General features: G+C 41.1%; 8 protein-coding genes. 6 read left to right on the top strand and 2 right to left on the bottom strand.

What is annotated here, in order from left to right; all coding sequences use genetic code 11:
* The first annotated feature begins 243 nt into the window (after positions 1–243).
* A complete protein-coding gene (locus tag EHS13_RS31150; RefSeq protein WP_227013618.1) occupies positions 244–1,578 on the top strand; it encodes an ATP-binding protein in 1,335 nt (444 codons plus the stop codon).
* 288 nt (positions 1,579–1,866) lie between these two features.
* Here EHS13_RS31150 and EHS13_RS31145 read toward each other — a convergent pair whose 3' ends face one another.
* Together EHS13_RS31145 and EHS13_RS31140 are read right to left on the bottom strand one after the other, a co-directional pair.
* A complete protein-coding gene (locus tag EHS13_RS31145) occupies positions 1,867–2,346 on the bottom strand; it encodes a DinB family protein (RefSeq protein ID WP_155704103.1) in 480 nt (159 codons plus the stop codon).
* Between the two features lie 76 nt (positions 2,347–2,422).
* Positions 2,423–2,848 (bottom strand): hypothetical protein, encoded by a 426-nt coding sequence (locus tag EHS13_RS31140; protein WP_155704102.1) that lies wholly within the window; start codon positions 2,846–2,848, stop codon positions 2,423–2,425.
* 297 nt (positions 2,849–3,145) lie between these two features.
* Between EHS13_RS31140 and EHS13_RS31135 the strand changes: the two genes are divergently transcribed.
* The 5 genes from EHS13_RS31135 (at position 3,146) to EHS13_RS31110 (ending at position 12,909) form a co-directional block, all read left to right on the top strand.
* The gene (locus EHS13_RS31135) at positions 3,146–6,517 is read left to right on the top strand and encodes a carbohydrate-binding protein (RefSeq protein ID WP_227013616.1); all 3,372 of its coding nucleotides are present in this window, start codon (positions 3,146–3,148) and stop codon (positions 6,515–6,517) included.
* Between the two features lie 703 nt (positions 6,518–7,220).
* Complete coding sequence (locus EHS13_RS31125; protein WP_155704101.1) at positions 7,221–8,723, top strand: sugar ABC transporter ATP-binding protein; 1,503 nt, start codon at positions 7,221–7,223, stop codon at positions 8,721–8,723.
* A gap of 10 nt (positions 8,724–8,733) precedes the next feature.
* Positions 8,734–9,723: an ABC transporter permease gene (locus EHS13_RS31120; protein WP_155704100.1), complete on the top strand. Its 990-nt coding sequence runs from the start codon at positions 8,734–8,736 to the stop codon at positions 9,721–9,723.
* Between the two features lie 66 nt (positions 9,724–9,789).
* The gene (locus tag EHS13_RS31115) at positions 9,790–10,809 is read left to right on the top strand and encodes an ABC transporter substrate-binding protein (protein WP_405083530.1); all 1,020 of its coding nucleotides are present in this window, start codon (positions 9,790–9,792) and stop codon (positions 10,807–10,809) included.
* A gap of 93 nt (positions 10,810–10,902) precedes the next feature.
* The gene (locus EHS13_RS31110; RefSeq protein ID WP_155704099.1) at positions 10,903–12,909 is read left to right on the top strand and encodes a methyl-accepting chemotaxis protein; all 2,007 of its coding nucleotides are present in this window, start codon (positions 10,903–10,905) and stop codon (positions 12,907–12,909) included.
* Positions 12,910–12,911: the final 2 nt, after the last annotated feature.

Genomic DNA, 12,911 nt, shown 5'->3' with positions numbered 1-12,911 from the left:
TTTGATTTGATCTTAAAATTTTTTGTGCCTCTAATCTGTCTTTTTACTATATTTTCTTCATTGCTTTTGCATAAAAACACAAATATGTGGATGTTAATCCTATCCGGATCACTTTTCGCACTTAGTGTTGCGTTTCATAAAAGGTACCCAAAGTTTCAAAAATTTCAGATTGTACTACTTGTCATATTTCACTGGTATAGTCATTTGAATTGGTGTCTGATTTTATATGACGTTTTAATTCTAATGGTTGCTCAAAAAAAACAAACGTACAAACAGACCTTACCTATTTCGCTATTATACATAATGCTCTATTCTACCGTCCGGTTAGCCTATCAACCAGTAAATACGTACAACCTATTAGTTGTAGTTTATGATTTTATTGGGGCAGCTTTAATCGTTTTCCTTTATCGTTATTTCGTCAATTTAGAAACGGAAAAAGAAAGCTATAAGGAGAAATATGCTCTTTTAGCAACACACGACCCGCTTACGAAGCTTTTGAATTATGAGGGTTATATCAATTCACTTCAAGCTGTAATTAGTAAGCAGTATAAGTTTGTATTAATTTTACTCGATTTTCAAGATTTTAAGTCCGTAAATAATCAAAACATAAGTACTGGAAATGAGCTATTGATAAATATATCACTTATTCTGAAACGATTATTTCCAGATGCGTATATGATCTCGCGTTATGGGGGAGATCGGTTTGCAATTACCACTCCGTCAAAAGAAAACATTGTAAACGATATTGAGGAGTTACTGAACTCGGATATTTTAGGATTTCAGGTTACCTATAGCATTACCCAATTTCCGCAAGAGTCAACCTTGAAGGAAGAAATTGTCTCTATAGCAGAAGAGAAGTTATTTCAACTCAAACGGATTAAATGGTTGAAACGAGAAGAGGATTTATTCCGATCTGAGAAAATGAGAGCCGTTGGTGAATTGGCGGCAGGAATGGCACATGAGATACGCAACCCACTTACAACAATAAAAGGCTTTATGCAATTTTCGAAACAAAAAGGGTACAATATTGGACCTTGGTACGATATTATTATGAGCGAAATAACCAGAATGAATGAACTAACAGCAGAATTTCTACAGTTTTCAAAACCGAATATCAGTAATATGAAGCCCGAATCCGTAACTGCTTGTTTGGGTAGATTGCTTTTCCTGACAGAATCCGATGCCGTTTTCCGCGGACATAAATTAATTCTTAAGGTTTCCGACGAATCCCTATATGTCTATATTGATCGAGATAAAATGGTTCAGGTTTTGGTGAATCTTGTAAGAAACGGCCTTGAAGCAATGAATGAACCAGGGACTCTTAGCATACGGGCTAATCGAGAAGATGAGTACGTTGTTATAGAAATAGAGGATACTGGTCAAGGAATTTCTTTATTAGAACAGGCTAAAATATTTCAACCTTTCTATACAACAAAAGAGGAAGGCACGGGTCTTGGTTTATCCATATGCCAAAAAATAGCACAGGACCACGGTGGAAGCTTGAATATTGAAAGTGTCCTCGGCCAGGGGTCAGTTTTCAGGTTCAAACTACCCGTATATCATTTGAACAATAAGTAATAAACAGCTAACAAATAGACATCAAATTCAACAAAATGCACCTTTCCTTAATCCCGCCTATATACTATGATTTCCTTAAAAGTATAAAAGGTGGAATGAGCAGACAGCAAGCCCTTCACCTTAATGAAGTTGCCTTGTCTTAAGACCAATTCCCAATACAAAAAGGGCTACCAGCGGTTACCCGCGGCAGCCCTTTTTGTATTGATCAATAGTATCCGTTTGAATAAATAGCTATCTGATTGTTATTGAACTCTCGGTTTTCCGAGAGAGTTTATTGGAATACCAATGTTAACTATCGAACAATCCCCTTCGAATAAAGTTAGCGGTAATCGGCTGCTTTCCGACTTCTCGCGACCAAACGGACAATTGTCCGATGTGGTGGATCTCATGGGCGAGAACATGTCGCATTATCTCCCCGTATTTGAAGCTCTCTGATTCGTCCGTTGCGTTTTCGTCAGCTAAAATAAGAGTTTCCATGCTGCTGTTCCAAGTGTAAATGAATGAGGCGATTTCCTCATGGCACCGTGCGGAATAGTCTCTTAACTTTTGCACATTTGCATAGTCCTCGAAAGAAGGCTCTTGTGGCTCTGGCTTTCCTTGCAATCCACTTATCCAACTGTACTCGACATCCACAATGTGAAACAACGTATAGAGAATGCCGCCTTTTCCCCCTGTGCGTTTTTTAAGCAACTCTTTTTCTGTCACCGCGTCGCACCAGTCGAACCATTCTTTGCGTACTTGCCAGTTATACTCGTATAGTTTCATCATGGCGTATAGCCTCCTGTATTTTTCTACGAAATAGGGTTATTTTCTTTATTCGCTAAATCATTAAGCTTTCCTGCTATCAAGGAGCTTGCAGAATAGAGAGCAATTTTTGACTATCATCCTTAGACAGCTTCCCATAATTGGACGGTGACTGTGATACCACTTCTAAGATGTCCTTCTGGGGTGAGATCCAGATAGCATAAGTCACGGGTTCGTATGAAATAGTGGGGTTAATATTGATGGGGTTAATTCTGTAATCAGGCTGACGGGACATAGATACCGTTGCATTTTCCCAGGATACTTTTAATAGAATGCTCATTACTATTCCGACGGTTTCATTATCCTCAATTTTCTTATAAACGGTGTAGTTTTGCCCATCTGGTTTAGGTTTACTTAGGTGAATATTTAAGTTTTTGTTTTTTGGAAAAGAACCCCCTTGGTCACATGCCGTTAAAAGGCTCATGCTAATCAGGAGCAGTAGTCCAACTAAAAAAGATTTTCTCATATTATTAGCCTCGCTTAATTGTTTTATTTTCCCATATATCTCGTTGTTTAACTAACGAAACCGTCTCTAATAATGTTGCAGACACTGAGAGGCAGTGCCATAGAATCAGAAATGACAACATCATCGTATTCTCAACTTTTTTACAGAGATTATTCTATTCTTTTAACAGCAATTCAACGTTAGAATGAACAAATCAAATACGAAACGGCTAGAGGTGAGAGCGCTTCCAAATTAAGGAAAGATTATTATTTGTCCACTGCATTTTGCAGAAAATCTAAATTAGAAGGAGTTTTATTTATGAGTTATTGGAGAAAAAGGTTAAAGAAAGCATTAGTGCCTGTACTAGCCTTGGCGATTATTACCCCATCGAGCATGATTTCTGGCACGGTTTCAGCAAGCCCAACATCCCACGCGTTTAATACGGCGACAGGTGCGCTAAATGTAGATTATGCTTCTTATCTTGCCAAACATGATGTAGTTTTCAACTCGCCAGTTACGGACACAAAAAGTGCTTTGACTGTAGGAAATGGCCGAGTAGGTGGTATGGTTTGGGATACAGCCAATGGAATTACTATGCAGGTTTCTGGTGTAGATGCTTCTGAGGAAGGCTTTGCTTCGCAAGGCTTGGTCAATTTGTATACGAATCCAGGATTGAATACCGGTTATACGAATTATCAACAAAGGTTTTCTTTATACGACGGTACTCTTACTACTAAATATGATACGAACCGCACGGTTACGATTTTGGGTTCTCCCAATTCTGAGGTAATGGGGATCCATGTGGAAGACAGCCGATCTGGCTTATCCAACGTTTCACTAGATTTGAGTTTGTGGGATGTCAGCGCATTTGGCGGAGGGGATGTGCCGGACATTAATACATGGCGCACGGTCTCGACTTTTGTTGATCCGACAGTAGTTGGCTTTAGTAGAGGGCAAACCGATGCGAATCATTTTGGTTATACGATGGCGGCGACGGTTGAAGGGGCTAGCTTCACTACTCAATCCGTTAATGGCAGCAAAGTAAGACTGAATATCACACCTTCCTCAAGCTATACGATCTGGATTTCCACGGCCAGCAGACTTAATGCACCAAGCTTCGACTCGGTTACTCAAGCCAAAGCTCAGGTAAATAGTGTTAAAGCTACAGGTTATTCCACGACCTTAACGAATTATAAAAACTGGTGGCATAGCTTCTGGAACAAGTCCTTCGTACAATATTCGAATGCTTCGGGCGATGCGGATTATCTAGAGAATTTTTATTACCTCAGTACTTATATGATTGCTGCTGGTGGATACGGCAATTATCCCAACCATTTTATCAATGGTGTGTTCAGTGCAGTGAATGACAATGATAGCGGCAAATGGAGCAATGCTTACTGGTACTGGAATCAAAGGGATGTTTATCATTCATTCTTGACTTCCAACCATGCAGATATGGTCAATATTTTTAACAATTTGTACAGTCGCAACTTCAACACACTTAAGTCATATACCATGACAAGATATGGGATTGACGGCATCTGGGTACCTGAGACGATGGGCTGGAATGCAAGTGCATCGGGCACAATCGGCAGTGATTACACCCAGGACACCCTTTCAACTGCTGCAGAAGCAGCGCTTAATATGTACGCGCAGTATAAGTACACGAATGATTCCTCCTATTTAAGTAATACCGCCTACCCGTTTATGAAGGAAGCGGCCAAATTCTATGCAAGCAAGCTGTCTTTCAACAGCACTACCGGCAAATATTATATGGCATCCTCTAATGCCCATGAACAGCATTGGGATATCCAGAATGCCATTACCGATTTGGCTGCTGTGCGAAGTTTGTTCCCTAAGGTTATTCAAACCAGTTTAACACTTGGGCTCGACAGCACCTTGCGTACTACGTGGCAGAATGTGTTGAATAATTTGATAGCTTATCCAGTTGATCCAGCCAATTCAGCAAAATATTTTCCTCATACTGCACCATTATCACAGAATCGGAACAATGAGAATGTGGTTTTAGAGTTAGTGTGGCCTTACAGTGTTAGTGGGATTGGAGCAGCAGATTATCAAACGCTAGTTAATAATTACAACAGCCGACCTTACGGCTACGGTTCCAATAATGTTTGGGATCCCGCGCCAATTCAAGCAGCACGGCTTGGGCTTGGCGATGAAGCGTATCTAGGTATGAAAAAGATGATTGAGAGGTATCAGGACTATCCAAACGGTAGGACGACGAATTCGAACGGTGAATTTGAATATTTAGGTGTCCACCTTTCAGCTCTGAACGAAGCCCTCCTACAAAGCTATAATGATAAAATTAGAGTTTTCCCAGCATTGCCAGGTGATACTGCTTTTGTCAGTAAATTTACTCTACTAGCCAGCGGCGGTTTTCAAGTAAGCTCTGAGAAAGAAAGCAATGAAATCAAGTATATCGGGATAAAAAGCTTATATGGGAATACAGCTACCGTAATCAATCCTTGGGGCACTCAACAAATTCAGGTTAAAAGAATGTCGGATAACGCGATAGTATTGACTTCATCCAGCAACGAGTTCAATTTCAGCACAACTGCCAATACGGTATACGTAGTAGAAAGAACGGCTAAGCAGCTGAGCAGCTACACCTACCAGGGATTAACCGGAAGTGTGAATAATGGCGTTAAATTGATCACTAGCAGCGGAGTAACTAGAACTCTAGGTAATGGAGCTGCGTATGTAGGGGCAAAGCCGACTTTCTATGATGCAGCTAACTATAGTGGAACTGGGGTTTCACTAGCACCGGGTAACTATAGTATCTCTCAGATGACAGCTGCAGGAATTGCCAATGATAGTGTTTCATCGCTTAAAGTTCCTGCAGGCTTAACGGTAACTGCTTATGGTGATGGTGCTTTTGATGGAGCGTCATGGACTTTTACTTCTGACAACAGCAACCTTGCTAGTACAGGGAATGATAATTCAATTTCATCTATTAGGATTACTGGATCTGGTACAGCCACACCAACTCCTACACCGACTCCTACACCAACACCTGGAGTGTTGACTATTCCTGGGAAGATTGAAGCTGAAAGCTATAGTGCGATGAGTGGCATTCAGACGGAAAATACATCGGATACAGGCGCTGGACTAGATGTTGGATTTACCGATACAGCGGATTGGTTGGATTACAATGTTAATGTACAGAGTGCGGGCACGTATACGGTTGCATTCCGCGTAGCGAGTATTAATACCGGGAGCCAGCTGCAATTAAAAAATAGTGCAGGTACTGTATTAACCACAGTTACTGTACCGAACACCGCGGGCTGGCAAACATTTACGACAGTTAATGCCAATGTTACTTTAACCGCAGGCAACCAAACATTAAGACTATATGTATCTAATGGAGGATTTAACGTAAATTGGCTCAACTTTGCCTCGTCAGCAGCTAGCTCTGTCACTTTCTATCCGAATAGTAGCTATGGAGGTACGGGAGTGGTTTTGCCAGTGGGCAGTTACACCATTGCTCAGATGCAAGCCGCAGGAATTGCCAACGACAGCGTTTCATCGATCAGAGTTCCATCCGGCAGAACGGTAGTCGCCTATGGCGATGGAACCTTCGACGGACCATCGTGGACATTTACTGCAGACAACAGTAATTTGGCCAGCACAGGCAACGACAACACCATTTCGTCATTTGTAATTAGTTAATTAAAACAATAAAAATCCGCTGCAGCCAACTTTCTAGGTGAGTGTTCCGGATTTTTTTTGTTTTGTGTGGAAACTCCATACCGCCTCTACGCTGTAATATCGCAGTTGGTATATAGAGTCGAAAATCGATACTACTGCAGTAAAGTAACCTCGAAGTTAGTCAGTAGAGTCGAAAATCGACACTGTAGTAACAAAGTAACCTCGAAGTTAGTCAGTAGAGTCGAAAATCGACACTGTAGTAGCAAAGTAACCTCAAAGTTAGTTAATAGAGTTGAAAATTGACACTACAACAGTAGAAGTAACCTCAAAGTTAGTAATGTCGAAAATACTCCTCTTTAGAAAAAGTAGACATTTCTAAAGAGTTGTTTTTGTTTCAAAAATTAAAAGTTTAATTTCTGTATTCACTGAGTTTGGTATTAACCCAGTTGAGAAAAGAATAGTGGAAGGTTTGCATGTTGAGTGGAAAGTTTACGTGCCGCCTTTGAATATTGCGTCGTTACCACTTGTTTTATTTCAATAAAAAAGGATGCAATTTCAAGAGTGGCTGGAACCAACATGCAAATCTGCAACGGCTAAAATTTCTTAAGTGTTTGTTTCCAATTCCCCAGAAACAGAGAATTATCGACTTTTTTACATAGATTCCTCCATTCAGCAGAAAGTTGAGCTGACATATAATTGGGTTAAGGAAACGAGGTGATAGCAATTGCAGAAAACACTAGTAACCATGCAAGGAATCGAGAAACACTTCCCTGGTGTACATGCACTTAACCAATGCAAGTTTGAATTATTGGCGGGTGAAGTACATGCGTTAGTTGGTGAGAATGGGGCAGGGAAATCGACGCTGATGAAAGTACTCACGGGTGTTTACCAGAAGGATGCAGGCCAGATTTATGTGAAGGGCAAGGAAGTGGAAATTCCGAATACTAAAGCGGCGCAAAACATGGGCATCAGCATCATCCATCAAGAATTAAACCTAATGCCGGATCTAACTGTCGCACAAAATATATTTATTGGGCGTGAGCCTCTTAGCAAATTTGGATTATTCTTAGATGAAAAAAGGCTGAATGATCAAGCACAACGGTTATTTGATTCAATGAATCTGCAAATGGACCCGCGCACGCAAATCTCAGAGCTGACGGTTGCTAAACAGCAAATGGTCGAAATCGCTAAAGCGCTTTCCTTCCAATCCGAAATCTTGATTATGGATGAACCAACGGCAGCTTTAACAGATGCTGAAATCAACGACTTGTTCCGAATCGTTAACCAATTACGTGACAAAGGTGTAGGCATTGTCTACATTTCACATCGGATGGAAGAGCTGAAACGACTAACGAATCGTGTAACTGTCATGCGGGATAGCTGCTACATTGATACTTTGCAAACGAATGATGTTTCCATTGATCAGATTATTTCCCTGATGGTGGGCCGGGTCATATTCAATGAAGCCAAGCCATCCTCGGATAAAGTTGGAACCGAAACAGTGCTTGAAGTAAAGAACCTTAACAAAGGTGCTGCAATAAAAAATGTGAGCTTTCATCTTAAGAAGGGTGAAATTCTCGGATTTGCTGGACTGATGGGAGCCGGTCGGACTGAAGTGGCACGAGCTATTTTTGGCGCAGATCGGATGGATTCAGGAGAGGTTTTTATAAAAGGCAAAAAGGTCCGAATTAAAGATCCACATGATGCAGTAAGGCTGGGAATCGGCTATCTTTCCGAGGATCGCAAACGTTTTGGAATTCTAGTAGGCATGGATGTTAAGACGAACATTGCGATTACTTCATTTAAGAAGTTTATGACCTTCACGGGGTGGATGAATAAAGGCAAGATTCAAAGCAAGGCTGAGCATTACGTCGATGCGCTAAAAATAAAGACGCCTTCGGTACACCAGTTGGTTAAATTTCTCTCTGGGGGCAATCAGCAAAAAGTGGTTATTAGTAAATGGCTGACACAGGATTGTGAAATATTGATTTTTGATGAACCAACACGCGGCATTGATATTGGAGCCAAAAGTGAGATCTACAAGCTGCTAAACGAATTAGCAGAACAAGGAAAATCGATCATTATGATCTCATCGGAGCTGCCGGAGATTTTACGTTTAAGCCATCGCATTATTACGATGTGTGAGGGCAGAATCACGAGTGTGTTAGCGAATTCGGAAGCATCCCAGGAGCTCATCATGAAATATGCCACTATGCGAGCAGATTAGGGGGGTTAACATGGAATTAGCCATTTTAAAGAAAAGCAAAGCCGTGGAATCCGGAGCCACACAGAAAATATTAGCCTTCGGAAGTTTAATTCTTTTACTTATCATCTTCTCAGCAGCTTCAAGTAACTTCTTTCGTTTTGATAACCTTGTTGCGATTATGTTGTCCACAGCCGTTATTGGTGTTCTAGCTCTGGGGTCAACCTTTGTTATTATAACAGGCGGTATCGATCTTGCGGTGGGAACAGTCATGACATTCTCCGCAGTTATGACGGGCGTACTAATCACCTTTTGGCACACTTGGGTTATTTTTGGAGTGGCAGGCGGGATTGCAACAGGTGCTTTTTGCGGAATAGTCAGTGGTGTTCTAATCGCCAAGTTGAAAATACCGCCTTTTATTGCCACCTTGGCGATGATGATGGTTACCAAAGGGCTTTCGTTGGTAGTTTCGGGAGCTAAGCCGATTTATTTTAACGATACACCTATATTCTCAAAAATCTCTATGGGTAACATATCGGCTTCAATAATCCCAGGCTTTGAGATTCCGAATGCAATCCTGTTATTCTTTGGAGCAGCTATCTTTGCAAGCATTATCCTCTCGAAGACAATCATTGGCCGTTTTAATTTCGCAATTGGCAGCAATGAGGAAGCTACAAGACTTTCCGGCATTAGTGTCGATAAGTGGAAAATAATCATCTACACGATTACAGGTGCATTTAGTGGACTGGCTGGTGTAATGATGGCTTCGCGCTTGAACTCAGCCCAACCGGCTTTAGGAGCAGGCTATGAATTGGATGCCATTGCCGCCGTTATTATTGGAGGCACCTCACTTAGTGGGGGCAAAGGATCCATTCTTGGCACCGTTATTGGGGCTTTAATCATGAGTGTTCTAATTAATGGCCTGCGTATTCTATCCGTTAAACAAGAATGGCAAACCGTTATTACAGGAGCCGTTGTTATCATGGCTGTCTATGTGGATATCATGCGTCGCCGAGGCAAGTAATTAAAGATGCTGTAGTATCTCCGCAAGGAGTTCTATATAAAAAACAAACCGATAGGGGAGATTCAATTGAAAAGTAAAAAGTTAATTATGGTTATGGTCTTCATGTTAGCTGCAGCAACTGTACTAGGTGCATGCGGAAAATCAGACAAAAAGACCGAGGCAACAGCAGCTCCAGTCGTAGCAGCAGCAACTCCAGCACCAGCAGCTGATGGCAAAAAGCTGTACATTCCCGTTATTTCAAAAGGCTTCCAACATCAGTTCTGGCAAGCAGTTAAGCAAGGCGCTGAAAAGGCTGCTAAAGAATTTAATGTAGATATTACTTTTGAAGGACCTGATACAGAAGCACAGGTGGATAAACAAATCGAGATGCTGCAAGCAGCATTAGGTAAAAAAGCAAGTGCAATTGCTTTCGCAGCATTGGATAGCAAAGCCGCTACACCGCTTCTTGAGCAAGCAAAAGCTGCAGGCATTCCAATTGTTGGTTTTGACTCCGGTGTTGATAGCGATATTCCGGTAACTACCGCAGCAACGGATAATGTTGCCGCAGCAGCACTTGCAGCTGACAAAATGGCTGAATTAATCGGTAGTGAAGGCGAAGTTGGCCTAATTGTTCATGATCAAACGAGCCGTACAGGTGTAGATCGTCGAGATGGATTTATGAACAGAATGAAAGAGAAATACCCGAATATTAAAATTCTTAACCCCGAATATGCGGGTGGAGATCAATTGAAGTCAACCGATGCGGCTAAAGCTATGATTCAATCTCACCCTAACTTAAAAGGTATTTTTGGAACTAATGAAGGTTCAGCAATCGGTGTTGTTAACGCTATTACAGAATTGAAAAAAGACGGCAAAATTGTAATTATCGGCTTTGATTCTGGAAAAGCACAAATTGATGCGGTTCGCAGCGGCCAAATGTCAGGAGCAATCACACAAAACCCAATTGGAATTGGCTATGAAGCAGTAAAAGCAGCCGTACAAGCAGTAAAAGGCGAAACAGTTGCCAAAACGATTGACACTGGATTCTACTGGTACGACAAGACTAATGTAGATGAGCAAAAAATCAAGGATGTTCTTTATAACTAAATTTAGTTTGAGTCTGGAAAGAGAATAATTTCAAAGAGGTTGCCTACCCAGGCAGCCTCTATTCCATAATACAAACTGTGATGGAGGTGAAGGATGATGAAAATATCGACCCGATTAAGCCTATTCATTGTTTGTTTATTGTTTCTATCCATTAGTGGCATTAGTTTCATTAGTTATAAGCAATCCAGTAATGCCATTCAAACCAAGATTGAACTATACTCAGAGCAAATAATGAATCAAGTGAGCCAAAATTTGCAGTTGGATCTGAAGCATTTAGAAAATACAATGGAGGATATATCGTCTTCCGAGGATATTCAAGATGGTCTAGCGAACTATAATGCTAAGCCTGAGACCCAATATGTCGTTGATAATAAAGTCAGAAAGATACTAACCCACCAAGTTGTGCTTATGCCTTATATAAAAAGTGCTAATATTGCTATAGACTCTAACACTATTTTAGGCTTGGGTGCAGACTATCTGGAAAAGAGCAAGTATACTAGTATAGTAGATATGGCAAAGAACAACTTTACTTTCAATTATTCGCTAATTAATGACCCAACAGGAACACCGCTTATTTCAATTAGTAAGCGCTTTAAATCAGCAATAAATGGCGCCGTGCTTGGGACAATTGTACTCACATTGGCAGAGGAGCATATTGCTGATATATACAGACAAATTGATATTGGCAAATCTGCAGATATTTTCATCATGGATGAAAAAGGATTGATTATCTCCAGTCGTGACGGTGCAAAAATTCCAGTCAATCAGCTATTAAATGAAGCAACACTAACGGAAGCTGTAATCAGCCACAATGAAGCTAGTAAAACCACATTTACAAGTGCTTTGAAAGGCATCGATTCGCTTATAGCTTTTTCGCCGATTGAGAATTCGAATTGGTTTGTGGTGGCTTCGATTCCACAAGCTTATCTCGATGCTGAATTAAACGCTTCTGCCAAAACGAGTATATGGCTAGGGTTAATCTGCCTGATTGTCTCAGCAGCAATTGCCTATTTGATCTCATTAAGCATTTCATCACCTTCCAAGAAAATTCTCTACGCGATGAATGAAGCCAAAATAGGCAACCTGAACATCCAACTCAATGAACGGAAAAAGGATGAAATGGGCCAGATCGCTGCGAGCTTCAATGAAATGATGATCAATATTCGTTTGCTGGTAAAGCAAGCTACTATTTCCACTCAATGTATCATAGAGCAATCGCAGGTCATGGATTTAGCTTCAGGCCAAATGCGTGAAACAACGGGGCAATTCGTTACTATTATTTCACAGATTACACAGGGTGCAATCGAGCAAGCAGAAGAGGCTAGCCATAGTGCAGCCAGCATGAATGATTTATCGGAAAAAATGGATTTGGTCGGAGTGAATGTGGAGACGGTCTCAGCAAATGTAGAGAAATCCAAACAAATCAGCGAGAATACATTAGACATTGTTAGAGTCCTTAATGAAAAAACCATAACGGTAAATATAGCCTCACAAAGAATTGTTCAAGATATTCAGGATTTTAACGAGGACATGAAGCATGTGAAGAATGTAGTGGAAGTCATTAGTGATATTGCCACTCAAACGAACATCTTGTCGATCAATGCATCCATTGAAGCAGCCAGAGCTGGGTCAGCTGGAAAAGGCTTTGCCGTAGTTGCCCATGAAGTGAAGCGACTTGCTGAGCAATCCAAAAAGGCATCCGTGAGTATCAATCAAATGATTTCGCAAATTCAACACAAATCCGAGCTGACCGTGAATTCAGCGATCGCTGCAAGTGTGATCATCGAGGACCAAAGAAAAGCAGTTCAAGCTACAGATGAATCCTTCCAAACCATCTCTACTGAAATGAACCATATCTCTGGTTATATTCGCAATGTGAATCAAACGGTTAAGGAAATTTTAGCTGTAAAAGTAAGAACATTAGAAGCGATTGAGGTTATCGCAAGTGTTGCCGAGCAAACAGCAGCCACAACAGAGGAAGCTTCTGCAAGCACGCAAGAGCAGCTGCACAGCGCCAATGAGCTAGCTTCACTCTCCCAAGAGTTGGGTCAAACCGCTAATAGGCTTTCGGAAGCGATCTTTAAATTTAAAATCGATTGAAT

The sequence above is a fragment of the Paenibacillus psychroresistens genome, from assembly GCF_009728935.1.
In the GTDB taxonomy this organism is placed as follows: Bacteria; Bacillota; Bacilli; order Paenibacillales; family NBRC-103111; genus Paenibacillus_AC; species Paenibacillus_AC psychroresistens.
Note: the sequence above shows the minus strand (reverse complement) of the source record. Positions and strands in the feature narration are given on the sequence as shown.

Coding starts and splice junctions, on each gene's coding strand:
- EHS13_RS31110 (WP_155704099.1), top strand. CDS start 10,903: ATGATGAAAATATCGACCCGATTAAGCCTATTCATTGTTTGTTTATTG.
- EHS13_RS31135 (WP_227013616.1), top strand. CDS start 3,146: ATGAGTTATTGGAGAAAAAGGTTAAAGAAAGCATTAGTGCCTGTACTA.
- EHS13_RS31120 (WP_155704100.1), top strand. CDS start 8,734: ATGGAATTAGCCATTTTAAAGAAAAGCAAAGCCGTGGAATCCGGAGCC.
- EHS13_RS31145 (WP_155704103.1), bottom strand. CDS start 2,346: ATGATGAAACTATACGAGTATAACTGGCAAGTACGCAAAGAATGGTTC.
- EHS13_RS31140 (WP_155704102.1), bottom strand. CDS start 2,848: ATGAGAAAATCTTTTTTAGTTGGACTACTGCTCCTGATTAGCATGAGC.
- EHS13_RS31150 (WP_227013618.1), top strand. CDS start 244: ATGGTTGCTCAAAAAAAACAAACGTACAAACAGACCTTACCTATTTCG.